Origin of the sequence: Zafaria cholistanensis (genome assembly GCF_008580665.1) — a bacterium.
Lineage (GTDB): Bacteria > Actinomycetota > Actinomycetes > Actinomycetales > Micrococcaceae > Zafaria > Zafaria cholistanensis.
Map to the genome: position 1 here is coordinate 1 of NZ_BKDJ01000018.1, position 26,074 is coordinate 26,074.

Sequence of the window (26,074 nt, forward strand, 5' to 3'; positions counted from 1 at the left end):
GTGGCCTTCCGTGCGGAAGGCCACCGGCCGCCGTCGTGCGGTCTGGAAAACCGCGGGCCGGACCCCGCCCCGTGGGTCCCGCGGGCCCGGGAACCCGGCAGGCGCTAGCCCGCGTAGCCGCGGAGGGCCTCCAGCTGCCCCTTGAGCGCGTCCAGCTGCGCGGCGACGGCGGACGGCGCGGTGCCGCCCTGCGCGCTGCGGGCGTTCAGCGACCCCTCGGTGCTGAGCACGGTGCGGACCTCGGGGGTCAGCGCCGCGGAGATTCCCGCATAGTCCTCATCGGTCAGGTCCCACAACTCCACGCCGCGGGACTCGGCCAGCTTCACGGCCGCGCCGGAGAGCTCGTGCGCCTCGCGGAACGGCACGCCCTGGCGGACCAGCCATTCGGCGATGTCGGTGGCCAGCGCGAAGCCCAACGGGGCAAGTTCGGCCATCCGCGCGGTGTTGAACCGCAGCGTCGCGATCATCCCGGAGACGGCCGGAAGCAGCAGCTCCAGCGTGTCCGCCGCGTCGAAGACCGGCTCCTTGTCTTCCTGCAGGTCGCGGTTGTAGGCCAGCGGCAGGCCCTTGAGCGTGGCCAGCAGCCCGGTGAGGTCGCCGATCAGGCGCCCGGCCTTGCCGCGGGCCAGCTCGGCCACGTCGGGGTTCTTCTTCTGCGGCATGATCGAGGACCCCGTGGAGTAGGCGTCGTCGAGCGTGACGAAGGAGAACTCCTTGGTGGCCCAGAGGATGACCTCCTCGGAGACCCGGGAGAGGTCCACGCCGATCATGGCCGCGACCCAGGCGAATTCGGCGAAGACATCCCGCGCGGCGGTGCCGTCGATCGAGTTCCAGACGGCCGAATCAAAGCCCAGGTCCGCGGCCACTGCGTTGGGGTCCAGCCCCAGCGTGGAGCCGGCAAGGGCACCGGAGCCGTACGGGGAGACCGCGGCGCGCCTGTCCCAGTCCGCCAGCCGCTGCACGTCGCGCAGCAGCGCCCACGCGTGGGCCAGCAGGTGGTGGGACAGCAGGACCGGCTGCGCGTGCTGCAGGTGGGTCCGGCCCGGCATCGCCGCGTGCGGGTGCGCCTCGGCCTGCCCGACCAGCGCATCGACCGTGGCCAGCACGCCGCGGGCGATGATCCGCGCGTGGTCGCGCAGGAACATGCGCCCCAGCGTGGCGACCTGGTCGTTGCGGGACCGGCCGGCGCGCAGCTTGCCGCCAAGGGCGGGACCGGCCCGTTCGATCAGGCCGCGTTCCAGCGAACCGTGCACGTCCTCGTCGGACTCCGCCGGAACGTACGCTCCGGAGACGACATCGGCGTCCAGCCGGTCCAGGGCGTCCAGCATCCCGGCCAGTTCGGCGTCATCGAGCAGCCCCGCGGTGTGCAGGACGCGCGCGTGGGCCTTGGAGCCGGCGATGTCGTAGCGGGCCAGCCGCCAGTCGAAGTGGGTCGACTTGCTCAGGGCGGCGAGGGCGTCCGCGGGGCCGCCGGCGAACCGGCCGCCCCACAGCGCGCCCTCATTCGTTCCCGAGCGCGCCGGGCCGTCCGCGGCCACTTACTTGGCCTCTCCGGCCACGCGCTCGTCGCGCTCGGTGGCGACCTTGGAGGTCAGGCCGAAGATGTCGATGAAGCCGCGGGCGCTGGACTGGTCGAACGTGTCGCCGGTGTCGTAGGTCGCCAGGTCGAAGCGGTACAGGCCGGTGTCCGAGCGGCGGCCGTTGACCACCGCGCGGCCGCCGTGCAGCTCCATGCGGATGTCGCCGGAGACGTAGCGCTGGGTGTCCTCGATGAAGGTGTCCAGCGAGCGCTTCAGCGGGGAGAACCACTGGCCGTCGTAGACCAGTTCGGACCAGCGCTGGGAGACGGTGGCCTTGAAGCGGGCCTGCTCGCGCTCGACGGTCACGTTCTCCAGGTGCTTGTGGGCCTCCATGAGGACCATGGCGCCGGGGGCCTCGTAGATCTCGCGGGACTTGATGCCCACCAGGCGGTCCTCCACCATGTCGATGCGGCCGATGCCCTGGGCGCCGCCGCGGCGGTTCAGCTGCTCGATGGCCTGCAGCGGGGTGACCGCGACGCCGTCGATGGCCACCGGGATGCCCTCCTTGAAGGTGATGGTGACCTCGTCGGGGGCCGGCGGGAACTCCGGCGAGTCCGTGTAGCTGTAGATGTCCTTGGTCGGGGCATTCCAGATGTCCTCGAGGTAGCCGGTCTCGATGGCCCGGCCCCAGACGTTCTGGTCGATCGAGTAGGGGTTCTTCTTGGTGGTCTCGATCGGGAGGTTCTTCTCCTCCGCGTAGGCGATGGCCTTGTCGCGGGTCAGCGCCAGGTCGCGGACCGGCGCGATGCACTTCAGGTCCGGACCCAGGGTCTGGATCCCGACTTCGAAACGGACCTGGTCGTTACCCTTGCCGGTGCAGCCGTGGGCGACGGTGGTGGCGCCGAACTGCTTGGCCGCCTTGACCAGGTGCTTGACGATGACCGGGCGGGAGATCGCCGAAATCAGCGGGTAGTGGTTCTGGTACAGCGCGCCGGCCTTCAGGGTGGGCATGCAGTACTCGTTGGCGAACTCGTCGCGGGCGTCGGCCACGTAGGCCTCGACGGCGCCGCAGCCGAGGGCGCGCTGGCGCACCGTCTCCAGGGACTCGCCGCCCTGTCCCACGTCGACGGCCACGGCGATCACCTCGGCGCCAGTGGCGTCGGCGATCCAGCCGATGGCGACGGAGGTGTCCAGGCCGCCCGAATAGGCGAGGACGATGCGTTCCTTCACGGTGTTCTCCTTGCTCAGTAACTGCCTCCCGCGCGCGCGGATGCCCGCGGGACAGTGTCGTTTCTTATTCACAAGTCTACATAAATATGCAGAAAGGGCGATCCGCGGCATGCCGGGGCCGAATTGGGGGGCGGGCGGTACCCTGTTCATCATGACTCAGGATTCCGCCGCTGGCACCCCCGCCCAGGGGGGCGCCCCGCTCGCCGAGACCCCGCCCGCCGAAACCCGGCCCGCCGAGACCCAGCTCACCGACGATGAGCTCGCCTTCCTCCACTCGACCTTCGACATGGCGCGCAACGGAGAGGCCGAGCGCCTGCTCGCCCTGGTCGACCAGGGGCTGCCCGCGGACCTCACCGACTCCAAGGGCGACACCCTGATGATTCTTGCCGCCTACAAGGACCAGGACGCGATCGTCCGCGGGCTCGTCGAGCGCGGCGCGGACGTCAACCGGCTCAACGACAAGGGCCAGGGGGCGCTCACCTGCGCGGTCTTCCGCCAGAACGAGCCCCTGACGCGCTTCCTGCTGGAGCACGGGGCCGACCCGCGGCTGGGGGCGCAGAACGCGCTGGCGGTGACCGACATGTTCGGGCTGCCGGAGCTGCGGAAGGTCATCGGGGAATACCTCTAGCCATGCGCATCACGGTCCGCCGCGGGGACATCACCGTCCAGGACACGGACGCGATCGTCAACGCCGCCAATTCCGCGCTCGCCGGCGGCGGCGGGGTGGACGGAGCCATCCACGCCGCTGCCGGCCCCGAATTGGCCGCCGCCTGCCGCGAACTGCGCCGGACCGTGCTGCCCCGCGGACTGGCCGTGGGCCAGGCCGTGGCCACCACGGCCGGACGGCTGCCCGCGCGCTGGGTCATCCACACCGTGGGACCCAACCGCCATGCCGGCCAGACCGATCCGGCGCTGCTGGCGTCGTGCTTCACCTCCAGCCTGGATGTCGCCGCGGGGCTGGGCGCGCGCAGCATCGCCTTTCCGGCGGTCAGCGCCGGGGTCTACGGGTGGGACGTGGAGGAGGTGGCGCGGATCGCGCTGGACGCGGTGCGCGGCTGGCGCGGGGCGCCCGGCCACGCCCTGCAGGAGCAGGAGGACGGCGGCATCGCCGAGGTGCGGTTCGTGCTGTTCGGCGCCGCGCAGGAGGCCGCTTTCCGGCGCGCCGCCGGCGGATAGGGCCGGCCGCCCCGCCCGGCCGGCGCTGTTCCCGCCCGCCCGGCCCTCCGCCTCCGGAATCCCCGAGCTGCCGGAATCCCCGACGGGTCACTTCCAGGCGGTCAGTCCTCGAGGGGTCAGTCCTCGGCGAGAAGGCTCCACGCGGGGGCCTCGGGGACCGGGCCGCGCTCCAGGAACTGGCGGGCGACGGCCAGTTCGATGATCCACCCCTCGGTGTTGTCCTCGCGGGTGTGCCGGCGGGTCTCCTCCGGGACGGGGAGGGACTCGAAGCCGCTCTCGGAGACGGTGAGCCGCACGGTGCCGTCGCCGCAGTCCTCCAGCTGGAATTCGATCAGCGTCGAGCCCTCGTCCCCTGCCTGCCCTGCCTCCGGCACGGCAGCGTGCGCGGTTTCGGAGGCCGGTTCGAGCGGAAGTCCGCCGGACGCCCGGGGTTCGGGGATGGGCCCGACGGGAAGCCACCGGAACGCCGCACGGTGCGGCTCCTCCAGCGCCACCGTGCGGATCAGGAACGTTCCGTGGTCGGGGTCGGTGACGCGGGCGAGGTCGCCGTCGTGTTCCACCTCGTGCCGGGTGATGCCGCCGTCGTTGATGAACCAGCCGGGTTCGGACACCAGGGCCCAAGCCGCGGCGAGATCCGTGCGGATCAGGATCGAACGTTCAATGCGGTCGGTGGATGCGGACACTGTGGCCTCCCCTGCGTTAGGCGGCACCGTACCCCCTGTGGCACGGCCCGTTCCTGCTACCCCATGCTTGCACCCGGCCCCGCCGGGCGCAAACCCCCTGCCCGGCCGTGCAAGGGACCGGGCCACCCCTGCTTTCCGGGGCGGGAGGTGCCGCTATTGGGGGTCGGCCAGTTCCAGGAACCGGGCTGCCACGTCCTCCCCGCCCCGGGCATCGCGGGTGACCAGCAGGACGGTGTCGTCCCCGGCGATGGTGCCCAGCACGTCGGGCAGGACCGAGTGGTCGATGGCCAGGGCCAGGAAGTTCGCGGCCCCCGGCGGAGTCCGCAGCACCACAATGTTCCCGGAGGCCTCGGCGGTCACCAGCAATTCGGCGCACAGCTTGGCCAGCCGCGCGTCCAGCACCTCCTGGGTGGGCCCGGTGCGCGGGGTGCGGTCCCCGCCCTCGGCGCGCACCGCGTACACCAGCCCGCCGTCGACGCCGCGGACCCTGATCGCCCCCAGCTCCACAAGGTCCCGCGAGAGGGTCGCCTGGGTGACCTGGATGCCCTCCCCCGCCAGCAACGCGGCCAGTTCGGCCTGGGACCGCACCGACGCGGCCCCCAGGATCGCCTTGATGCGCGCCTGCCGGGCGATCTTGGTGCCCGGCTGGGTGGAGCTGGGCTGGGCGGAAGAGACGCTCATCGGTTGCGGGCCGCCGTCGTGCCCTCCAGCTCGGCCAGGCCGGACTCGGCCATCAGCCAGGCCATGAGCGCCTTCTGCGCATGCAGGCGGTTCTCCGCCTCGTCCCACACCACGGACTGCGCGCCGTCTATGACCTCGGCGGCAATCTCATAGCCGCGGTAGGCCGGCAGGCAGTGCAGCACCACCGCGTCCGGCGCGGCCAGCCGCATCGCCGCGGAGTCCACGGCGTAGGCGCGGAAAAGCTGCAGGCGCGCCTCCTTCTCCTCCTCCTGGCCCATGGAGACCCAGGTGTCCGTGGCAACCACGTCCGCCCCGGCCAGCGCGGCCTGGGCATCGGAGGTGACCAGCACCGACCCGCCGGTCTCGGCCGCGCGGGCCTGGGCCGCCGCCACGATGTGTTCGGCAGGCAGGTAGCCCTCGGGACCGGCGATGCGCACGTGCATGCCCGCGGTGGCGCCGGCCAGCAGGTAGGAGTTGGCCATGTTGTTGGCGGCGTCGCCCAGGTACGTCATGGTCAGCCCGGCCAGGGTGCCCTTGTGCTCGCGCACGGTGAGCAGGTCGGCCAGCAGCTGGCAGGGGTGGTAGTCGTCGGAGAGGGCGTTGATGACCGGCACGCCGGAGTTCGCCGCCATCTCCTCCAGCCCGGACTGGGCGTAGGTGCGCCACACGATGGTGGAGACCATCCGCTCCAGGACCTTGGCCGAGTCGGAGATGGACTCTTTGTGGCCCAGCTGGGATTCGCCGGCGTTGATGACCAGCGGCGAGCCGCCCAGTTCGGCGATCCCCGCGGCGAAGGAAACGCGCGTGCGGGTGGAGGTCTTGTCGAAGATGACGGCCACGGTCTGCGGGCCGGCGAACGGCCGGTAACCATAGCGGTCGGCCTTCATGGCCAGGGCCAGGTCCAGTACCTGGGCCTGCTCGACGGGGCTCAGGTCGGTGTCGACCAGGAAGTGGCGGACGGGGCTGGTGCTCACGGGGTCTCCTTGGCGGCGGCATGGATGGCGGGGACGGCGTCGACGAAGCGCATCAGCTGCTCCGCGGTGACGATCAGCGGCGGGGCCAGGCGCACGGTGCGCGGCCCCGGGGCGTTGACGATGAACCCGGCCTCCAGGGCGCGCTGGACGAAGGCGGGGGCGATGTCGGCGTCCAGGTCGAAGCCGACGAGCAGGCCCTGCCCGCGCACCTCGGTGATCACCCCGACGGCGGCCAGCGCGGCGCGGACGGCCTCGCCGGTCTCGGTGACGTGGCGGAGCAGGTCCTGGGACTCGATGGCGTGCAGGGTCGCCAGCGCGGCCGCGGTGGCGACCGGGTTGCCGCCGAAGGTCGTGCCGTGCTGGCCGGCAGCCAGCAGCGTCGAGGCCGCTTCGCCGAAGGTGATCAGGGCCCCGATCGGCAGGCCGCCGCCCAGGCCCTTGGCCAGGGTCATGGCGTCGGGCAGGACCCCTTCGGAGGCGAACCATTTGCCGGTGCGCCCGACGCCCGTCTGGACCTCGTCGAAGACCAGCAGGGCGCCGTGCTCGCGGGTCAGCTGGCGGGCGGTTTCCAGGTAGCCCTCCGGGTAGCCGCGCACGCCGGCCTCGCCCTGGATGGGTTCGATGAAGACCGCCGCGACCGTGTCGTCGACCGCGGCGCGCAGCGCGTCGGCGTCGCCGGCCGGGACCCACTCGACCCCGCCGGGCAGCGGCTCGAACGGCTCGCGGTAGGCCGCCTTCCAGGTCAGGGCCAGGGCACCCATGGTGCGGCCGTGGAAGGAGTTCTCCAGCGCAATGATGCGGGTGCGCGGCTTTGCGGCGGTGCCGGCGTTGCGCCGGGCCAGCTTGAACGCGGCCTCGTTGGCCTCGGCGCCGGAGTTGGCGAAGAAGACCCTGGACCCTTCCGGTGCGCCGGAGAGGGCCAGCAGCTTCTCGGCGAGGGCGATCTGCGTGGGGCTGGTGAAGAAGTTGGAGACGTGGCCCAGGGTGGCCAGCTGGGAGGAGACCACCGAGGTGAGCAGCGGGTGGGCGTGGCCCAGCGCGTTCACGGCAATGCCGCCGAGCAGGTCCAGGTACTCCTTGCCGTCGGCGTCCCAGACCAGGCAGCCCTGGCCGCGCACCAGCACGCGCTGGGGGGTGCCGAAGACACCCATCAGGGAGCGGTTGTAGCGCTTCAGGAGCTCGGGTCCGTGCAGGCCGGCCAGGCCGGCAAGTTCCGCGGTTGCGGCCAGTTCGGTCATTTCTTTTCCTCCGGGACGACTTGGGTGCCGACGCCGGCGGAGGTGAAGACCTCCAGCAGCATCGAATGGGGCTGGCGGCCGTCGACGATGTGGGCGCGGTCCACGCCCTCGTCCACGGCCTTGAGGCAGGCGGCCATCTTCGGGATCATTCCCGACTCCAGGTCCGGGAGCATGGCGCGCAGTTCCCCGGCGGTGAGCGAAGAGATCAGCGAGGACTTGTCCGGCCAGTTCGCGTACAGGCCCTCGACGTCGGTCAGGATCACCAGCTTGCTCGATCCCAGCGCCACCGCGACGGCGGCCGCGGCGGTGTCCGCGTTCACGTTGAGCACCTGGCCGGTGGGGGTGCCCCCGGGGTCGACCTCGGGGGCCACGGTGGAGATGACCGGGATGCGCCCGGCCTCGAGCAGGTCGATGATGGAGCTCGGGTCCACGCCGGTGACCTCGCCGACCAGGCCCAGGTCCACCTCCTCGCCGTTAATGACCGTTCCGGTGCGCTCGGCGCGCAGCAGCGCTCCGTCCTCGCCGGAGAGGCCCACGGCGTAGGGGCCGTGGGAGTTGATCAGCCCGACCAGCTCGCGGCCCACCTGCCCGGTGAGCACCATGCGGACCACGTCCATGGCCTCGGGGGTGGTCACCCGCAGCCCGCCCTTGAACTCGGATTCGATGCCGAGCCGCCCCAGCATGGCGTTGATCTGCGGGCCGCCGCCGTGGACCACCACCGGGCGGATGCCGGCGTGGTGCAGGAAGACGATGTCCTCCGCGAAGGCGCGCCGGAGGTCGTCGTTGACCATGGCATTGCCGCCGTACTTGATCACCATGCGGGAGCCGGCGAAGCGCTGGATCCAGGGCAGGGCCTCGATGAGGGCCTCGGCCTTGCGCTGGGCGGCGTCCGTGGGCGTGGGGGGCGTGCTGCTCATGGGGCGGGCCTTCCTAGCTGGAGTACGCGGAGTTTTCGTGGACGTAGTCGTGGGTAAGGTCGTTGGTCCAAATCGAGGCCTCGGCGCCGCCGGCGGCGAGGTCGATCTCCACCAGGACCTCGCGCCCGGACAGGTCCACCAGGCTGCGGTCTTCGCCCACGCCGCCGGAGCGGCAGACCTGCACGCCGTTCATCCACACGTTCAGGTTCTCCGGCTCGAAGGCGGCCTTGGTGGTGCCGACGGCGGAGAGCACGCGGCCCCAGTTCGGGTCCTGCCCGAAGATGGCGGTCTTGAACAGGTTGGACCGGGCGACGGCGCGTCCGACCTCCTCGGCGTCCGCTTCGCTGGCGGCGTTGAAGGTGCGGATGGTGATGTCGTGGGAGGCGCCCTCGGCGTCGCGGATCAGCTGCAACGCCAGGTCGGTGCACACCGTGGTGAGGCCGGCGGCGAACTCGTCGGGGTCCGGCACGGCGCCGGAGGCCCCGGAGGCGAGCAGGATGACGGTGTCGTTGGTGGACATGCAGCCGTCGGAGTCGGCGCGGTCGAAGCTCACCCGGGTGGCCCCGCGCAGCGCGGCCTCCAGCGCCGCCGGTTCCACGACGGCGTCGGTGGTGAGGACCACCAGCATGGTGGCCAGGCCGGGAGCCAGCATGCCGGCGCCCTTGGCCATGCCGCCAATCGAATAGCCGGTGCCGGCGAAGCCGGACTGCTTGGACACGGTGTCGGTGGTCATGATGGCGGCGGCCGCGGCGGATCCGCCGTCGAACCCGCTGCCGGTGCCCAGCTGCGCGGCCGCCGCGTCGACCCCGGGCAGGAGCTTGTCCATCGGCAGCTGTTCGCCGATCAGCCCGGTGGAGCAGACCAGCACGTCGCCGGAGCTGACGCCGAGCACCTGCGCCACGTGCTCGGCGGTGGCGTGGGTGTTTTGGAAGCCGAGCGCGCCGGTGCAGGCGTTGGCCCCTCCGGAGTTGAGCACCACGGCGTCGGCCCGGCCGTCGCTGACGGCCTGGCGGGACCAGTGCACCGGGGCGGCGGCGACGCGGTTGGAGGTGAAGACGGCGGCGGCGTGCCGGAGCGGGCCGTCGTTGACCACCAGGGCCAGGTCCGGCTTGCCGGAGGCCTTCAGGCCGGCGGCGACGCCGGCGGCGCGGAAGCCGGCGGGGGCGGTGACGCCAAGCGGGGAAGCGGTCACGGGGCGACTCCTTCGATGCCGAGCCCGGCGGTTTCCGGCAGGCCCAGGGCGATGTTCATGGATTGGACGGCACCGCCGGCGGTGCCCTTGGTGAGGTTATCGATGGCGCAGGCAACGATCACGCGTCCGGCGTGCTCGTCGAAGGCCAGCTGGAGGGTGGCGTGGTTGGAGGCCACGACGTGCTTGGTGTGCGGCCACTGGCCGGCCGGCAGCAGGCGCACGAACGGCTCGTCCGCGTAGGCCTGCTCCCAGGCGGCGCGCAGCGCGGCCGCGCCCACGCCCGGCCTGACCCGTGCGGTGGCGGTGGTGAGGATGCCGCGGGACATCGGTGCCAGCGTGGGGGTGAAGGAAACGGAGACCGGCTCCCCGGCGGCGTTGGAGAAGCCCTGCTCCATCTCCGGGGTGTGGCGGTGGGCGCCGCCGACGCCGTAGGGGCTCATCCCGCCCATGACCTCCGAGCCGAGCAGGTGGGTCTTGGCGGACTTGCCGGCGCCGGAGGTTCCCGAGGCGGACACGATGACCACGTCGTGCGGCTCCAGCAGGCCGGCGGCGAAGCCGGGAACCAGGGCCAGCTGGGCGCTGGTCGGGTAGCAGCCGGGAACGGCGATGCGCTTGGCCCCGCGCAGCTTCTCCCGCTGTCCGGGCAGTTCGGGCAGCCCGTAGGGCCAGGTGCCGGCGTGGGCGGAGCCGTAGAACTTCTCCCAGGCGGCGGAGGATTCCAGCCGGTGGTCGGCGCCGGCGTCGATCACCAGCGTGTCTGCGGGCAGCTGGGCGGCGATCTCCGCGCTGGCCCCGTGCGGCAGGGCCAGGAAGACGACGTCGTGCCCGGCCAGGTTCTCCACCGTGGTGTCCACCAGGACGCGGTCGGCGAGCGCGTGCAGGTGCGGCTGCAGGGCCCCCAGGCGCTGGCCGGCGTTGCTGTGCGCCGTGATGGCGCCGATAGTGGTGTTGGGGTGGTGGGCAAGCAGGCGCAGGACCTCGCCGCCGGCGTACCCGCTGGCTCCGGAAACCGCTACTGAGATGGTCATGCCGTCCACTCTAGACCCGTTTATGCATTGTGGCTAATAATTATTCACGCCTTTTTGCCGTCCGGGGCGGCCAGGACCGGCAGCCTTCGTGGGATGCCCCACACTGGCGCCCGGTGGCGTGCTCCATTCATACTCCGTTAACCGCCCGGTCCTACAGTTGTCCAGATTCGCCCGCCCCTTCCCGAGGAGCCCCCATGCCGTACGCCATTTTCGCCCCGCGCCCCGGTGGGCCCGACGTCCTGGAAGCCGCCGAGGTCCCGCGGCCGGTTCCGGGTCCCGGACAGCTGCTGGTGAAGGTTGCGGCCGCCGGGGTGAACTTCATCGACACCTATGAGCGTTCCGGCATCTACCCTGTCGACTTCCCCTTCTGCCCCGGCCAGGAGGCGGCCGGCACCGTGGAGGAAGTGGGCCAGGGGGTCTCCGGGTTCGCCCTGGGGGACCGCGTTGCCACCGCCACGGGCGCGCGCACCTACGCCGAGTATGTGGTGCTGGACGCGGACCGGGCGCTGCCGGTTCCGGAGGCACTGGAGCTGGAGACCGCGGCGGCGCTGGCACTGCAGGGCCTTACCGCCCACTATTTGGTCAATTCCAGCTTCAACGTCTCCGCCGGCGACACCGCGCTCACCTACGCCGGAGCCGGCGGGGTGGGCCTGCTGCTCACCCAGCTGCTGAAGCTGCGCGGGGCCACGGTCATCACCACCACCTCCACCCCGGAGAAGGCGGAACTGGCCCGCGCCGCGGGGGCGGACCACGTGCTCGGCTACGCCGACGTGCCGGAGCGCGTGCGCGAACTGACCGGGGGGCGCGGCGTGGAGGTGGTGTACGACGGCGTGGGCCGCGACACGTTCGAGGGCTCGCTGCGTTCGCTGCGCCTGCGCGGCACGCTGGTGCTGTTTGGCGGCGCCTCTGGCCAGGTGCCTCCTCTGGACCTGCAGCGGCTGAACGCCCTGGGATCGCTCACCGTGACCCGCCCGAGGCTGGCGCACTTCCTGAGCACCCCGGAGGAGCGCAGCTGGCGCTCCGGGGAGATCTTCGGGCTGGCCGCGGAAGGCACCCTCAAGGTGCGCATCGGCGGGCGCTACCCCCTGCGCGATGCCGCCCGGGCCCATGCCGACCTCGAGTCGCGCGCCACCACCGGCAAGCTGATCCTGGTCCCGTGACGCAGGAGCCCGCAGCACCCCACGCGCAGCACCGCGGCCTGCTGGATCCCCGCCTGCCGGGTCCCCGCCGCGAAACCTACCTGCCGCAGCTGCCCGGAGGCGCGCTCGCCGCCGGGCCGCGCACGCTGGTCGACATCCTCGCGGCCAGCGCCGCATCCCACCCCGACTCCCCCGCGCTCGACGACGGCACTGCCTCGCTCAGCTACGCCGAACTGCTGGAAGCCGTGCGGGACAAGGCCCGCGCGCTGCACGGGGCCGGGTTCGGGCCGGGCGACCGGATCGGCATCCGCATCGCCTCCGGTACGCGCGAGCTGTACATCGCCATCCTGGCCACGCTGTCCATTGGCGCCGCCTACGTTCCGGTGGATGCCGACGATCCCGACGAGCGCGCCCGGCTGGTCTTCGCCGAGGCGAAGGTCGCCGCCGTCCTGCAGGACGGGGGCAGGATTGTCCCCGCCCCCCAGGGCGGCGGACGGAAGCGGCCCGCCCCGCACCCGGCCCCGCGGGGCCCGCTCCCCCAGGACGACGCCTGGATCATCTTCACTTCCGGCTCCACCGGGACCCCCAAGGGGGTGGCCGTTTCCCACCGTTCCGCGGCCGCGTTCGTGGACGCCGAGGCCCGCCTGTTCCTGCAGGCCGAGCCGCTGGGACCGCAGGACCGCGTGCTCGCGGGGCTGTCCGTGGCCTTCGACGCTTCCTGCGAGGAGATGTGGCTGGCCTGGCGCCACGGCGCCTGCCTGGTCCCGGCCCCGCGCGCCCTGGTGCGCTCCGGCATGGACCTGGGCCCGTGGTTGGTCACCCGCGGCATTACGGCCGTCTCCACGGTCCCCACGCTGGCCGCGCTGTGGCCGGCCGAGGCGCTGGAGAACGTGCGGCTGCTGATTTTCGGGGGCGAGGCGTGCCCGCCCGAACTGGCCGCTCGCCTGGCCGTGCCCGGCCGCGAGGTCTGGAACACCTACGGGCCCACCGAGGCGACGGTGGTGGCCTGCGCCGCGCCGATGGACGGGAAGGGGCCGGTGCGGATCGGCCTGCCGCTGGACGGCTGGGACCTGGCCGTCGTGGACGAGGCCGGCGTTCCGGTTGCCGCGGGCGAGACCGGGCAGCTGATCATCGGCGGCGTCGGCCTGGCCCGCTACCTGGACCCGGCCAAGGACGCGGAGAAGTACGCGCCAATGGAGACCCTGGGATGGGACCGCGCCTACCGCTCCGGGGACCTGGTGGTCTTCGATCCGGAGGGCCTGCTCTTCGTGGGACGCGCGGACGAGCAGGTCAAGCTCGGCGGGCGGCGGATCGAGCTGGGCGAGATCGACGCCGCCCTGCAGTCCCTGCCGGACGTCGCCGGTGCGGCCGCGGCCGTGAAGACGACCGCCGCGGGGAACCAGGTCCTGGTGGGCTACCTCGCCGCTCCCGAAGGGTACGACACCGCCGCCGCGCGCGGCCTGCTGGCGGGCCAGCTGCCGGCTCCGCTGATCCCGCTGCTGGCCGTGGTGGACACGCTGCCGACCAAGACCAGCGGCAAGGTGGACCGCAATGCGCTGCCCTGGCCGCTTCCCGGCGCCGGCGCCGAGCCCGAGGGCGCCCTGCCGGACCTGGACCCGGAGGCCCGCTGGGTGGTGGAGCAGTGGGGCTCCGTGCTCGGAGCCCCCGCCGGCAGCCTCGACGCGGACTTTTTCGCCGCCGGGGGCGGGTCGCTCTCCGCCGCGCAGCTGGTTTCCGCCCTCCGGGCCAAGTACCCCACCGTCACGGTGGCCGACGTCTACTCCCACCCGCGCATCGGCGCCCTCATCGAGCACCTGGGCGGCACCGCCGCCGCCGGGCCCGTCTCCGCGCGCGAGGTCGCCCGCACCACCCGCCGCGCCCAGGTCTTTCAGACCCTGATGGGCATCCCGCTGTTCATCCTCGCCGGCATGCGCTGGCTGACCTACCTGATGGCGCTGAACAACGTGCTGGCCGCGCTGGGGCTGCTCACCGGAGCGCCCGCCGTGTCCTGGTGGTGGGTCGCGGCCGCGTGGCTGGTCTTCGTCAGCCCGCTGGGACGGATGGGCCTGTCCGTGGCCGCCGCCCGGGTACTGCTGCGCGGGCTGCGCCCGGGCTCCTACCCGCGCTCGGGCAAGGTGCACCTGAGGCTGTGGCTGGCACAGCACATCGCCGACCTGGTGGACCCCGTCAGCCTCGCCAGCGCCCCCTGGGTCCAGTACTACGCGCGGGCACTCGGGGCCCGGATCGGCCGCGGCGCGACCCTGCACTCAGTGCCCCCGGTCACCGGCATGCTCACCCTGGGCCCCGGTGCCTCGGTGGAGCCGGAAGTTGACCTCTCCGGGTACTGGATCGACGGAGACCGGGTGCACGTCGGCCCCGTGGAGGTGGGCGCCGGAGCCACGGTGGGCTCACGCAGCACGCTGCTGCCGGGGGCCGCGGTGGCCGATCGCGCCGACGTCGCCCCGGGTTCGTCCATTGTCGGGCAAACCAGGGCAGGCACGGCCTATTCCGGATCCCCCGCCCAACGCACCGGTAAGGCCAAGCCGGCCTGGCCCCAGGAGTTCCCCCACCGCGGCCGCTGGAGCGCGTTCTGGTTCGGGACGGCCTCCGCGGCCCTGTCGCTGCTGCCCTACGGCGGCATGCTGGCGGCCGTGGCGGTGCTCGGCGTGGCGGCGCGCGGCCACGGCAGCCTGGGGCAGGCCCTGCCGGATTTGCTGTTGGCGGTCCCGCTGGCGGCCCTGGCCTGGTTCGTGGTCAATGCGGCGCTGATCGTGCTGATCGTGCGCCTGCTTGGCGTGGGCATCACCGAGGGCTGGCATCCGGTGCGCGGCCGGGTCGGCTGGCAGGTGTGGGCCACCGAACGGGTGCTCGACATGGCCCGGGACCGCCTGTTCCCGATCTACGCCAGCCTGTTCACCCCGGTGTGGCTGCGGCTGCTGGGGGCAAAGGTGGGCCGCAACGTGGAGGCCTCGACGGTCCTGCTGCTGCCCAAGATGACCACGATCGGCAGCGGGGCGTTCCTGGCCGATGACACCATGGTCGCCTCCTACGAACTCGGCGGCGGTTGGATGCGGGTGGGCCGGGCGAAAATCGGCAAGCGCGCGTTCCTGGGCAACTCCGGCATGGCCGGCGCCGGCCGGCGGGTTCCCAAGGACGGGCTGGTGGCCGTGCTCTCCGCCACCCCGGCGAAAGCCAAAAGCGGGTCCTCCTGGCTGGGCAGCCCGCCCGTGCGCCTGCGCCGGACCGCCGTCGCCGCCGACGAGTCCCGCACCTTCGAGCCGCCGCGGCGCCTGAAGGCCGCCCGCATGCTGTGGGAGCTGTGCCGGTTCGTGCCGGTGGCCGTCACCGTGGCCATCGCCGTCCTGGTGTTCGCGGCCCTGGATGCGCTGGCCGGGTCCTTCGGCTACGCGGCGGCGGCCGCGGCCAGCGGCGCCGTGCTGCTGGCCGCCGGCGCCCTCGCCGCCGCGGTCTCGGTGCTCGCCAAGTGGGCCCTGGTGGGACGGATCCGCGCGGGCGAGCACCCGCTGTGGAGTTCGTTCATCTGGCGCAACGAGGTCGTGGACACCTTTGTCGAAATGGTCAGCGCCCCCTGGTTCGCCCGGCTCGCCTCCGGCACCCCCGCACTGGTGTGGTGGCTGCGCGCGCTCGGTGCCCGGATCGGGCACGGCGCCTGGTGCGAAAGCTACTGGCTGCCCGAGGCCGACCTGGTCACCCTCGGCGATGCCTCGACCGTCAACCGCGGCTGCGTGGTCCAGACCCACCTGTTCCACGACCGGGTCATGTCCATTGATACGGTGGAAATCGCCGACGGAGCCACCCTGGGTCCACAAGGCGTGATCCTTCCCGCAGCGGTGCTGGGGGCCGGGGCCACCGTGGGCCCGGCGTCCCTGGTCATGCGCGGCGAAAACCTCCCGCCATCCTCCTACTGGATGGGCAACCCCGTGCAACCCTGGAGCCGGCCCGCCGCATGAGTCCCAAAAACCGACCCACCCGCCAGAAGAACGAGCCCGTGATCCCGGACCCCTACCTCCCCGGGGCCGGCAGCGCGGATTACACCGTGGCCCACTACGACCTGGACCTCGAGTACAAGCTGGCCACCAACCGGCTGGACGGCCGGGCCCTGCTCCGGGCAACGGCCCTGGTCCCGCTGCAGCGCCTGGAACTGGACCTCGGAGACCTGCAGGTGGTCCGGGTCGGCGTGGAGGGCAAGCGGGCCCGCTTCACCCACCGGCAGGGCCGCCTGTCCGTGGTTCTGCCCGGCCCCGTCGCCGCGGGCGTCCGCGTGGAACTGGACATCCGTTATGGCGGGTATCCGCATCCGCTGGACGGGACCTGGGGGGAGGTCGGCTGGGAGGAACTCACGGACGGGGTGCTCGTCGCCGGCCAGCCCAACGGGGCGCCGTCGTGGTTCCCCTGCAACGACCACCCCAGCCAGAAGTCCACCTACCGCATCCGCGTCAGCACCGATGCCGGCTACCGCGCGCTCTGCAACGGGGAACTGGTGGAGCACGCCCGGCGGGCCAGCCGGGAAAGCTGGACGTACGTGCAGCGCGAACCGATGGCCACCTACCTGGCCACGGTGCAGATCGGCCGCTACAACCTGCACCGCCTCCCCGAGCCCGCCGGCGGCGGGTCGGGCGCCCGGCACGCCGCCCCGCTCCGGATCCCGGCGCAGTTCGTGGCGGTGGGCGCGCACCTGGCCCCGGCGGCGCACGCCGCGCTGACCCGGATGCCGGAGATGATGCAAGCGTTCATTGAGGCGTTCGGCCCCTACCCGTTCGAGTCCTACGGCGTGGTGGTCGCCGACGACGACCTGGAGATCCCGCTGGAGGCGCAGACGCTGTGCATCCTGGGACGCAACCACCTCTCGCTGGAATGGGAGTCCCAGCGCCTGATCGCCCACGAACTGAGCCACCAGTGGTTCGGCAATTCGCTCACCGTGGCCCGGTGGGACGACATCTGGATGCACGAGGGCTTCGCCTGCTATGCGGAATGGATCTGGTCCGAAGCCTCCGGGGGCGCCGCCGCCCAGGCCCACGCCCGGGAGGCCTGGACCAGGCTGGGGCGGCTGCCCCAGGACCTGTGCGTGGGCGACCCGGGCCCGGAGAAGATGTTCGACGACCGCGTCTACAAGCGCGGCGCGCTGGCCCTGCATGCCCTGCGCGTGGGGTTGGGCGACCAGCGGTTCTTCGGCATGCTCAAGGACTGGACCCGGCGCAAGCGGCACGACAGCATCACCTACCGCCAGTTCGTGGCACACGTGGAGGCCCACGCCCCGGAAGGTTTCAGGGCCAAGGCGTTCCTGAAACCCTGGCTGTTCCAGGAGGGGCTCCCGGACTTCCCGGCGCCCGTCACCGCCGCCGGCCTCCCCTCCGGGGCCGGCGGCGCAGGTGCGGCTCAGCCGACCCAGACGTAGGAGAGTTCCTCGATGGCCCGGTGGACAGCCACGGTGGCCCAGTTGCCCACGGCCAGCTCGGTCACCCGCTCCTGAGGGGTGGCGTCGAGTTCCCTGTGCAGGAGGCCCGCTGCCCGGCACAGCGCCACCAGGGTCGCATCCCCGGGGGCGGGGTCGGCGGTGCCGTCCAGGACGGCGAGCAGCCGGGTGCGCAGCCGCCTTTCCGGAGCGGGATCGGCCTCCGGGAACCGTTCGGACGGAAAGATCCCCAGCACGCGGACCTCCTCGGCCCGCACCTCGCCCTGCTGCACCAGTTCGCGCAGGACGGCCTCGCGCAGGCCCACGCTGCCCAGCCGCAGCACCCACCACACGGGGTACCGCGGTTTGCCTTCGGCCTTGATGCGCTCCAGGGCCCGGTCCGGCAGCGCGGCGCCCAACGGAGAGCCGTCCAGCACCACGACGCGGCCGTCCTTCAGCCCGATCCGCCCCGCGGCGTTCAGTTCCGCCAGCAGTGCCCCGGCGAGGCCGCAGTCGAACGCCGCCGCGGAGACGGCCAGCCGGCCGTCCCTGCGCAGCCCCAGCAGCGCGAAGGAATGGACGAGGTGAAGCTGGCTGTCGGTCATGGCGAACCTTCCGTTGCTTTGCCTGCCCCCACTTCACCAAGGCGGGAACGGCACGTCAATTCCGGCCCGGTCCCGGTCCCGGCGCCCCGGGCGGACGCCTTCCGTTCACGGCCGGTTAACCGGCATTCACTAGGTTGGACAAATGAATCTGCTGGACCTTGCCTTCGCCGGCTACACCGTAATCGACGATGAAGACGATCCCATTCTGGTGACCCCGGACGGGCAGCGCGTGGATACCTGGCGCGAAGGCTACCCCTACGCGGAACGGCTCTCCCGCGAGCAGTACGACGCCGAAAAGCGGCTGCTGCAGATAGAACTCCTGAAACTGCAGCGCTGGGTCAAGGAGACCGGCCGGCGGGTCCTCCTGGTCTTCGAGGGCCGCGACGCCGCCGGCAAGGGCGGCACCATCAAGCGGTTCACCGAACACCTGAATCCGCGCGGGGCCCGCATCGTGGCGCTGGAAAAGCCCACCCACCGCGAGGAAACCCAGTGGTACTACCAGCGGTACATCGGGCATTTCCCCAGCGCGGGCGAGATCGTGCTCTTCGACCGGTCCTGGTACAACCGCACCGGCGTCGAACGGGTCATGGGCTTTTGCACCAAGGAGCAGTACGACGGGTTTGTGCAGCAGACCCCCGCGTTCGAGAAACTGCTGGTGGAGGACGGGATCGACCTGGTCAAGTTCTGGTTCTCCGTGTCCCGCTCGGAGCAGCTCACGCGCTTCATCATCCGCCAGGTCGACCCGGTCCGGCAGTGGAAGCTCTCCCCCATGGACCTGGCCTCGCTGGACAAGTGGGACGGGTACACCGCGGCCAAGGAGGAGATGTTTAAGCAAACGGACACGGAGTGGGCGCCGTGGACCGTGGTGAAGTCCAACGACAAGAAGCGCGCCCGCCTCGCGGCGATGCGCCACGTGCTCAGCCTGTTCGAGTACACGGGCAAGGACCGTGACCTGGTTGGCTGCCCCGACCCGCTGCTGGTGGGCCCGGCCGCCGCGGTCATGGCCGAGGGCGAGGAATTCTGAGCGGGGCCGCTCCCGAACGGAGCTGATTCCCGAACGGGGCTGATTCCCCGCGCGGCGCGTGCCCAACGGCGGCGGGCCCGCACCCTTCACATGGAAAGGTGCGGGCCCGCCGGAAGCTGCGCCGCGGGCGCAGGGTGCAGGATGCAGTGCGGCCGCGTCCTACCGCTGCACGGCCCCGAAGCGCTCGGCCGCGAGGGCGACCGCCCCGGCGCGGGCCTCGGAGGCCTCGTCCGCGGTCAGCGTGCGGTCGCTGGCGCGGAAGCGCAGGCCGAAGGCCAGGGACTTCCGGCCTTCCCCGATGCCGGGTCCGGCGTAGACGTCGAACAGCGCCACGTCTTCGAGCAGCTCGCCCGCGCCTTCGCGCAGGGCCTCCAGCACGTCGGCGGCCGCGATGTCCGCATCCACGACCAGGGCCACGTCCTGCGTGGTGACCGGGAAGGTGGAGATCGGCTTGGCCACGACTACGTCGGGGGCGGCCGCGCACAGCGCGTCCACGTCGATCTCCATCGCCACGGTGCGCGCCGGAAGGTCCAGCTCGGCCAGCAGCTTCGGGTGCAGTTCGCCGGCGTAGCCGACGGCCCGGCCCGAGCGCAGCGACAGCACAGCGGTGCGGCCCGGGTGGAACGCCTGGTGCGAGCCCTGGGACACCACCAGTTCGACGCCGAGCACGTCGCCGGCCAGGCGGGCCGTATCCAGCGCGTCGGCCCAGTCGTAGGGGCGCGGGGTGTGCGCCGGGGCGGCCGGGGAATCGTGGCCGGTCAGCACCGCGCCAAGGCGCAGCGGCTGGTCCGGCAGCCCGTTGTAGAGCTCCTCCAGGACCTCTTCGGAGGGCTTGGCCCCCAGCGGCGGAATGGTGGCGGTGCCCAGCGTCTCGCCGGGCAGGAACACCAGCCCCGCCTCGTACAGGGCCAGGTCGCGGAAGCCGCGGCCGTGGTTGCGCCGGGCGGTTTCCAGCAGGCCCGGCAGCACGGAGGTGCGCAGGAAGCCGAACTCGTGGCTGATCGGGTTGGCCAGCTTTACGGCCCTGACCTCGGCGCCGGCCTCGGCCGTGCCGAACGTGTTGTTCTGCGCGGCGGAAACGAACGGGTAGGACAGCACCTCGACCAGCCCGGCGTCCGCCAGGGCCTGCAGCACGCGGCGGCGCTGGACCTGGGCCCGGCTCAGGCCGCGGCCGGGGGGCGCCACCGGCAGGGTTGCCGGAATCTGGTCGTAGCCGACCAGGCGGGCGATCTCCTCGGTGAGGTCCTCGCGGGTTTCCAGGTCCGGTCGCCAGCTCGGTGCCGTGACCAGGTAGCCGCCGTCGACGGCCTCCACCGCGGCACCGAGCTCGGTGAGGGTGCCTTCGATCTGCTCCGCGGTGAAGTCGATGCCGATGCGGGTGGCCGGGTAGCCGGCGGGCAGTTCGATGGCCTTCGGCTCCGGACGGGTTCCGACGTCGGTGGCCGTGGTGTCGGCGGTCCCGCCGGCCAGCTCCACGAGCAGGTCCACGGCGCGCTGGGCGGCCTCGTCGGCGATTTCCCAGTCGACGCCGCGCTCGAAGCGCTTGGAGGCCTCGGAGGGCAGGCGGTGGCGGCGGCGGGAGCGGGCGATCGAGACTTCTTCGAAGTGGGCGGCCTCGATGAGGACATCCTTCGTGGTGTCCGAAACCTCGGTGGCGGCCCCGCCCATCACCCCGGCGATGCCGATGGGTCCGGAAGCATCGGTGATCAGGAGGTCCTCGGGGTCGAGGGCGCGCTCCCTGCCGTCCAGGGTGGTCAGCTTTTCGCCGGCCGCGGCGCGGCGGACCACGATCTCGCCCTGCAGCTTGTCCAGGTCATAGAAGTGCAGCGGCTGTCCCAGCTCAAGCATCACGTAGTTGGAGATGTCCACGACCAGAGAGATGGAACGGATGCCGGCCAGGCGCAGACGCTGGGCCATCCACGGCGGGGTGGGCCGGGAGGGGTCCACCCCGCGGACGGTGCGCGCGACGAAGCGGTCGCAGCCGGGCTTGCCGTAGATGCCGGCCGTGTCCTCCAGCCGCACTCCGTAGCCCGGGCCGGTCGGCTCGGCCACCACGACGCCGGCGGCCGGGTCCGTGAACACGGTGCCGGTGGCGTGGGCGTATTCGCGGGCCACGCCGCGGATGGAGAAGCAGTAGCTGCGGTCCGGGGTCACGTTGATCTCGGCGGCCTCGTCATAGAGGCCCAGCAGGGCCATCGCGTCGGAGCCGACCTCGGGGTCCAGGCCCAGCTCGGAGAGCACGATGATCCCGTCGTGGTCATCGCCCAGGCCCAGTTCGCGGGCCGAGGCGATCATGCCGGCGGAGAGGTGCCCGTAGGTCTTGCGGGCGCTGATGGCGAAGTTGCCGGGCAGCACGGCGCCGGGCAGGGTGACGACGACCTTGTCGCCTTCGACGAAGTTGTGCGCCCCGCAGACGATGCCCTGCACGCCGGAGGGGTCGATCCCCTTGCCGGTCAGGGTCTGTTCCTGCCCTTCGGGCACGACGCGGACCTGGCACCAGTTGATGGTCTTGCCGTTGGACTGGGGTTCCTTGACCAGGGACAGCACCTGGCCGACGACGACCGGGCCGGTCAGCGTGTCGGAGGGACGGTGCACGTCCTCTTCTTCGAGACCGACCTTGACCAGTTCCGCCATGACGTCTTCGGCCGTGGCGTCGGCCGGTACCTGCGCGTACTCGCGCAGCCAAGAAAGGGGAATACGCATTGGGTTAGATCTCCATCCCGAAGTGTTCGCTGAAGCGCACGTCGCCCTCGATCATGTCGTGCATGTCGGGAACCTCGTTGCGGAACATGAGCGTGCGCTCGATGCCCATGCCGAAGGCAAAGCCGGAGTACACCTCCGGGTCGATGCCCGCGGCGCGCAGCACGTTCGGGTGCACCATGCCGCAGCCGCCCCACTCGATCCAGCGCGGGCCGCCCTTGGCGCCCGGGTGCCAGATGTCCAGTTCGGCGGAGGGTTCGGTGAAGGGGAAGTAGTTCGGGCGCAGCCGGATGGAGGCCTCCTCGCCGAACATCTGGCGGGCGAAGTGCTCCAGCGTCCCGCGCAGGTCCGCCATGGACAGGTTCCTGTCGATGGCCAGTCCCTCGAACTGGTGGAAGACCGGGGTGTGGGTGGCGTCGAGTTCGTCGGTGCGGAACACCTTGCCCGGGCACAATACGTACACCGGCAGGTCGCGCTCGAGCATGGAGCGGATCTGCACCGGGGAGGTGTGCGTGCGCAGCAGCAGGTGCGCTTCGGGTGGCTCCACGAAGAAAGTGTCCTGCATTTCGCGGGCCGGGTGGTCCGGCTTGAAGTTCAGGGCGTTGAAGTTGAACCACTCGGACTCGACCTCGGGGCCCTCGGCGATTTCCCAGCCCATGCCCACGAAGATGTCGGAGACGCGTTCCTGCAGCGTGGAGAGGGGGTGGCGGGCCCCGGCCCGGCGCCGGCGCGGGGCAGCGGTGACGTCCACGGCCTCTTCGACGAGGATGCGGGCGGCGTGCTCGGCCTCGAGCACGCCGGTGCGCTCGGCGAGCGCCTTGTTCACCCGGCCGCGGGCGGCACCCATGAGCTTGCCGGCGGTGGCCTTCTCCGACTTGTCCAGCCGGCCGATCTCGCGGTTGGCCAGGCTCAGCGGGGACTTCTCCCCGGTGTGCGCCAGGCGGGCTGCCTTGAGCTGGTCCAGGTCGGTGGCGGCGGCGAAGGCCTGCAGGGCCTGCTCGACCGCGGCGTCGAGCGCGGCACCGTCCGTGGGCTGGGGGACGGCCGGTTCCGCCGCGCCGGGGGCGACGTCAACCGGTGACGTGGGTTCAGACATGGGTGTTTTCGGCCCTTTTCACTGTGGTTCGGGAGTCCTTTTGTTCCGCGGCTAAGTCTACCGGGCGAGGGACCCGCCCCGAGCGCAGCGAGGGAAGAGAGCGGCCAGGGGTCCCCGCGCGCGAAGCGTGTGGGGCAGGCCGCGAACGGGGAGCCCGGTGGACGCTACCGGGCGAGGGAAGAGAGCAGCCAGGGGTCCCCGCGCGCGAAGCGTGTGGGGCAGGCCGCGAACGGGGAGCCCGGTGGACGCTACCGAAGCGACGGCGGCTGGGCCGCCGTCGGAGGCTGGTGCTCCCCGCCGGCGTGGGTGGCGGGCTTTGCCGGGCGCAGCGCCAGGGCCAGCGCGAAGATGCCGCCGGCCAGGATGATGGCCCCGGCCAGCAGCCACAGCGGCCCGCTGATGCCCGTGGCGGAATCCTCGGCCACCGCCGTCATCCGCGTCCCGGGGTTGTCCAGCAGGTTGAAGTTGACCTTGTTTCCCTCGATCACCGCACCGGGGGAAGCCTCCAGGACCTGGCCCGGGAAGGTGACGCTCACCCGTGCCTCGCTGTACAGGGCGCGGGCCTGCTGGTCCTGCATCCCCAGGGCGGCGCCGTCGGCGGTGAAGTAGAACCTGCCGTCGAGGTGGTCCAGCGACCAGCCCCCCGTGGCCCGGGAGAACTCCGCGTTGGGCACCTGGTCCGCCATGGTGAACCGGTAGCCCGCGTATTCGGCGTCCTCGTAGTCCGCCCGCGCGGTCGCGGCGGGCATGCCGGCGAACGGGTCGGAACCGTTGCCGACCAGCGCGAACATTTCCTCGACGCTCCGGCCGCCGAGCGCTTCCTTGCTCACGGCGATGACCATTGAGGAGTCGGCTGACTCGGCAGAGTTCACCACGAGGTCGACGTTGAGCTTCACGCAACCGGTCAGCGCCAGCAGGAGGGCAAACAGCAAGGGTACGGCGGTGAAAACCTTTTTCATGGGAACCCCATCCGGGACGTGTGCTCCATCACTTTGAGACTACCGGGCCGGGCTCTTCAGCGGACCACTTATGGCTACACTATGGCCATGACCGGGTTGCCGGCCGGGCGCCTGCTCCCCGGGAAACAAATGCGCACCGGAAAACAGGTGCGCCCCGGAGAACGGCTGCGCACCGGGGAACGGCTGCGCACCGGGGAACGGCTGCGCGCCGTGGCCAATTGGGCCAACCTCAGCACGCCGGCCGGCCTGGTCCTGGCGCGGATCACCGGATGCCGGGTCCGCCGCGGCGCCGGGGGCCTGCGCTACGCGCTCGGCTACCGCCCGCCGCTTCCCGCCGCGGGAGCATTCACGGTGGGCAACGTGGTCTTCTTCCGCCCCGCCCTCGCCCGCCCGGAGTCCCACCCCGTCCTGCTGGCCCATGAAGGACGGCACTGTACCCAGTACGCGCTCTGCCTGGGCCTGCCGTTCCTGCCGCTGTACTTCGCCGCGGCCGGGTGGTCCTGGCTGCGTACGGGTGACCCCGCCTCCCGCAACGTCTTCGAGCGCGCGGCCGGTTTGGAGGCCGGCGGGTACGCCGAACGCCCGCCGCGCCCCCTGGCGGCACTGTGGCGGAGTCGACGGCCGGGACCGCCGGACCACCCCAAACGGCCGGAACGCTCCCAACGCCCCCTTGGATGATCATTCGAAGATGTGTTCTAATCGGGGGGTGAGATGGGAAGCTCAGCCGCCCCGGCCCACACCGGGCGGAGAAGCACCGCTTGGGGAAGCACCGCTTGGGGAAACACCGCCTGGAGAAGCACCGCTGGTGATGAACCGACCCGGTGACGAACCCAGCCGGTAACGAACCGCCCGGTGCACGCCGGAAGCGGCCGGGGGCGGGGGCCTGGCGGACCGCATGGTCCGTCAGGTCCCCGCCCCCGCACTTCCCCTCCCGATCCGCTTCCGGCCCGGACCGCTCCCGGCCCGATCCGCGCCTATCCCGGACCGTTCCCGGTCCGGCCGGCCTCGCCCTTCGTTACCTCGCGGTTGCGGCCGCCGCCTCCAGCAGGGCTTCCACGATGGGGCGGTCTGCCGGGATCCAGGCCAGGGCCTCCAGCGCCACGGCGTCCAGCTCCACCCAGCGCAGCTCGTCGTGGTCCTGCAGCGGCGCCGGCTCGCCGGAGATGACCTCGGCCATCCACACGCGCATGGCAGCGGTACCGTTCAGCGCCCAACCCTGTTCCAGCGGACCGGGGACCTCGGCGCCCAGGCGGGCCTCCACCCCGAGTTCCTCGTCGAGCTCGCGGAGCAGGGCCTCCTGGCAGGACTCCCCCGGCTCCACCTTGCCGCCGGGAAACTCCCACATCCCGGCATACTGCTCCGGCTTGGTGCGCCGCGCCACCAGGAGCCGGGTCGGGCTGCGCAGTGAGTCCACGATCGCGGCGCCGACAATCTGCTTGAGCGCGCTCACGCGCCGCTCCCGGCCGGGGCGCTGCCCGGAGCGGCCGCGGTGTGGGGCTCGCGGTAGATGTCGGGCTCGATGTAGATGACCTGGGCGATCGGGACGGCCTCGCGCACGCGCGCCTCGGCGGCGTCGATCGTCTGGGCGATCCGTTCGCTGCTGATTCCGGGCTCCACGGACATCTTGGCCGCCACGAGCAGCTCGTCCGGTCCCAGGTGCAGCGTCTTGAGGTGGATGATGCGACCGCCGCCGGCGGTCAGGGCGTCCTCGATCAGCCGGACGTGCTCCCTGGTGGCGGACTCGCCCAGCAGCAGCGACTTGGTCTCGACGGCCAGGACCACCGCGATGGCCACGAGCAGCAGGCCGATCATGGCGGTGCCGAGCGCGTCGAAGAAGCCGTTGCCGGTGATCAGGGTCAGCGAGACGCCGAAGAGCGCGAAGATCAGGCCCAGCAGCGCACCCAGGTCCTCCAGCAGGATCACCGGCAGCTCCGGGGCCTTCGCGTGGCGGATGAAGGAGACCCAGGACTGCTTGCCGCGCACGAGGTTCGATTCCCGGATTGCGGTGCGGAAGGACAGCGTTTCGGCGATGATCGCACCCACCAGGACGGCCACCGGCACCCACCACCAGGGACCTTCAATGGCATGCGGGTGCAGGAACTTCTCGTACGCCTCGTATAGGGCGAACAGGCCGCCGACGCTGAAGAGGACGATCGAGACGATGAATGAGTAGATGTAGCGTTCGCGTCCGTAGCCGAAGGGGTGCTCCCGGCTGGCCTGCCGCTGGGCGCGCTTGCCGCCCACCAGCAACAGGACCTGGTTTCCCGAGTCGGCCACGGAGTGGATCGACTCCGCCAGCATCGAGGAGGAGTGCGTGACCATCCACGCAATGAACTTGAAGACCGCAATGGTCAGGTTCGCCGCCAGCGCGGCGACCACTGCTTTGGTGCCCCCGGAGGCTGCCATGTGTTTCCCCTCTGGTCGGGTGCCCGTGCGGGCAGGTGGTTGTCCCCGCCCCACGCTATACCGGGCTCGCGCGGCGCTCCGAGCCCTGCCCCG

22 protein-coding genes are annotated in these 26,074 nt (G+C 71.9%); 7 read left to right on the forward strand and 15 right to left on the reverse strand.

Going from position 1 to position 26,074, the window contains the following annotated elements; all coding sequences use genetic code 11:
- Positions 1-104: 104 nt before the first annotated feature.
- Both argH and NCCP_RS13380 read right to left on the reverse strand, forming a co-directional pair.
- Complete coding sequence (argH, locus tag NCCP_RS13375) at positions 105-1,538, reverse strand: argininosuccinate lyase (protein WP_149957787.1); 1,434 nt, start codon at positions 1,536-1,538, stop codon at positions 105-107.
- Entirely contained in the window at positions 1,539-2,750 is a 1,212-nt protein-coding gene (locus NCCP_RS13380; protein WP_149957788.1) for an argininosuccinate synthase, read from the reverse strand.
- Positions 2,751-2,901: 151 nt separating this feature from the next.
- Between NCCP_RS13380 and NCCP_RS13385 the strand changes: the two genes are divergently transcribed.
- Together NCCP_RS13385 and NCCP_RS13390 are read left to right on the forward strand one after the other, a co-directional pair.
- Positions 2,902-3,378, forward strand: coding sequence for an ankyrin repeat domain-containing protein (locus tag NCCP_RS13385; protein ID WP_149957789.1), 477 nt, complete (start codon positions 2,902-2,904; stop codon positions 3,376-3,378).
- A gap of 2 nt (positions 3,379-3,380) precedes the next feature.
- Complete coding sequence (locus tag NCCP_RS13390) at positions 3,381-3,926, forward strand: O-acetyl-ADP-ribose deacetylase (RefSeq protein WP_149957790.1); 546 nt, start codon at positions 3,381-3,383, stop codon at positions 3,924-3,926.
- A gap of 116 nt (positions 3,927-4,042) precedes the next feature.
- On the opposite strand, the gene NCCP_RS13395 is transcribed toward NCCP_RS13390, so the two are convergent.
- From NCCP_RS13395 to argC, 7 genes are all read right to left on the reverse strand, one after another.
- Positions 4,043-4,609 (reverse strand): SRPBCC family protein, encoded by a 567-nt coding sequence (locus tag NCCP_RS13395; RefSeq protein ID WP_149957791.1) that lies wholly within the window; start codon positions 4,607-4,609, stop codon positions 4,043-4,045.
- A 153-nt stretch (positions 4,610-4,762) separates the two neighbouring features.
- Entirely contained in the window at positions 4,763-5,290 is a 528-nt protein-coding gene (locus NCCP_RS13400) for an arginine repressor (protein ID WP_149957792.1), read from the reverse strand.
- Complete coding sequence (argF, locus tag NCCP_RS13405) at positions 5,287-6,264, reverse strand: ornithine carbamoyltransferase (RefSeq protein WP_149957793.1); 978 nt, start codon at positions 6,262-6,264, stop codon at positions 5,287-5,289. The genes NCCP_RS13400 and argF overlap by 4 nt, the downstream gene beginning before the upstream one ends.
- Complete coding sequence (locus NCCP_RS13410; RefSeq protein WP_149957794.1) at positions 6,261-7,502, reverse strand: acetylornithine transaminase; 1,242 nt, start codon at positions 7,500-7,502, stop codon at positions 6,261-6,263. Before NCCP_RS13410 ends, argF begins: the two co-directional genes overlap by 4 nt.
- On the reverse strand, positions 7,499-8,419 hold the full coding sequence (gene argB, locus NCCP_RS13415) for an acetylglutamate kinase (RefSeq protein WP_149957795.1): 921 nt from the start codon (positions 8,417-8,419) through the stop codon (positions 7,499-7,501). The genes NCCP_RS13410 and argB overlap by 4 nt, the downstream gene beginning before the upstream one ends.
- Before the next feature lie 13 nt (positions 8,420-8,432).
- Positions 8,433-9,611 carry a bifunctional glutamate N-acetyltransferase/amino-acid acetyltransferase ArgJ gene (gene argJ / locus NCCP_RS13420; RefSeq protein ID WP_149957796.1) on the reverse strand — a complete coding sequence of 393 codons (1,179 nt, stop codon included), beginning with the start codon at positions 9,609-9,611 and terminating at the stop codon, positions 8,433-8,435.
- Positions 9,608-10,639, reverse strand: a complete 1,032-nt coding sequence (gene argC, locus NCCP_RS13425) for an N-acetyl-gamma-glutamyl-phosphate reductase (protein ID WP_149957797.1) — start codon at positions 10,637-10,639, stop codon at positions 9,608-9,610. Before argC ends, argJ begins: the two co-directional genes overlap by 4 nt.
- 194 nt (positions 10,640-10,833) lie before the next feature.
- On the opposite strand from argC, the gene NCCP_RS13430 reads away from it, so the two are divergent.
- The 3 genes from NCCP_RS13430 to NCCP_RS13440 are packed head-to-tail and all read left to right on the forward strand — an operon-like array spanning position 10,834 to position 17,194.
- The gene (locus NCCP_RS13430; protein WP_149957798.1) at positions 10,834-11,799 is read left to right on the forward strand and encodes a quinone oxidoreductase family protein; all 966 of its coding nucleotides are present in this window, start codon (positions 10,834-10,836) and stop codon (positions 11,797-11,799) included.
- The gene (locus NCCP_RS13435; RefSeq protein WP_172627408.1) at positions 11,796-15,749 is read left to right on the forward strand and encodes a Pls/PosA family non-ribosomal peptide synthetase; all 3,954 of its coding nucleotides are present in this window, start codon (positions 11,796-11,798) and stop codon (positions 15,747-15,749) included. Before NCCP_RS13430 ends, NCCP_RS13435 begins: the two co-directional genes overlap by 4 nt.
- Positions 15,746-17,194, forward strand: a complete 1,449-nt coding sequence (locus NCCP_RS13440) for a M1 family metallopeptidase (RefSeq protein ID WP_149957799.1) — start codon at positions 15,746-15,748, stop codon at positions 17,192-17,194. The genes NCCP_RS13435 and NCCP_RS13440 overlap by 4 nt, the downstream gene beginning before the upstream one ends.
- On the opposite strand, the gene NCCP_RS13445 is transcribed toward NCCP_RS13440, so the two are convergent.
- Positions 17,176-17,796 (reverse strand): GOLPH3/VPS74 family protein, encoded by a 621-nt coding sequence (locus NCCP_RS13445; RefSeq protein WP_149957800.1) that lies wholly within the window; start codon positions 17,794-17,796, stop codon positions 17,176-17,178. The genes NCCP_RS13440 and NCCP_RS13445 overlap by 19 nt on opposite strands.
- Before the next feature lie 142 nt (positions 17,797-17,938).
- Here NCCP_RS13445 and ppk2 point away from each other — a divergent pair, with 142 nt between their 5' ends.
- Complete coding sequence (ppk2, locus tag NCCP_RS13450; RefSeq protein ID WP_149957801.1) at positions 17,939-18,820, forward strand: polyphosphate kinase 2; 882 nt, start codon at positions 17,939-17,941, stop codon at positions 18,818-18,820.
- A 159-nt stretch (positions 18,821-18,979) separates the two neighbouring features.
- Here ppk2 and pheT read toward each other — a convergent pair whose 3' ends face one another.
- The 3 genes from pheT to NCCP_RS13465 form a co-directional block, all read right to left on the reverse strand.
- Positions 18,980-21,523: a phenylalanine--tRNA ligase subunit beta gene (gene pheT / locus NCCP_RS13455; RefSeq protein ID WP_149957802.1), complete on the reverse strand. Its 2,544-nt coding sequence runs from the start codon at positions 21,521-21,523 to the stop codon at positions 18,980-18,982.
- A 4-nt stretch (positions 21,524-21,527) separates the two neighbouring features.
- Complete coding sequence (gene pheS, locus NCCP_RS13460; RefSeq protein ID WP_149957803.1) at positions 21,528-22,616, reverse strand: phenylalanine--tRNA ligase subunit alpha; 1,089 nt, start codon at positions 22,614-22,616, stop codon at positions 21,528-21,530.
- Positions 22,617-22,864: 248 nt separating this feature from the next.
- Complete coding sequence (locus NCCP_RS13465) at positions 22,865-23,575, reverse strand: LppM family (lipo)protein (protein ID WP_149957804.1); 711 nt, start codon at positions 23,573-23,575, stop codon at positions 22,865-22,867.
- An 87-nt stretch (positions 23,576-23,662) separates the two neighbouring features.
- Here NCCP_RS13465 and NCCP_RS13470 point away from each other — a divergent pair, with 87 nt between their 5' ends.
- Positions 23,663-24,253, forward strand: a complete 591-nt coding sequence (locus NCCP_RS13470) for an eCIS core domain-containing protein (protein ID WP_308655512.1) — start codon at positions 23,663-23,665, stop codon at positions 24,251-24,253.
- A 337-nt stretch (positions 24,254-24,590) separates the two neighbouring features.
- Here NCCP_RS13470 and NCCP_RS13475 read toward each other — a convergent pair whose 3' ends face one another.
- Entirely contained in the window at positions 24,591-25,025 is a 435-nt protein-coding gene (locus tag NCCP_RS13475; RefSeq protein ID WP_149957805.1) for a (deoxy)nucleoside triphosphate pyrophosphohydrolase, read from the reverse strand.
- Positions 25,022-25,981, reverse strand: a complete 960-nt coding sequence (locus NCCP_RS13480) for a cation diffusion facilitator family transporter (RefSeq protein WP_149957806.1) — start codon at positions 25,979-25,981, stop codon at positions 25,022-25,024. The genes NCCP_RS13475 and NCCP_RS13480 overlap by 4 nt, the downstream gene beginning before the upstream one ends.
- Positions 25,982-26,074 lie beyond the last annotated feature (93 nt).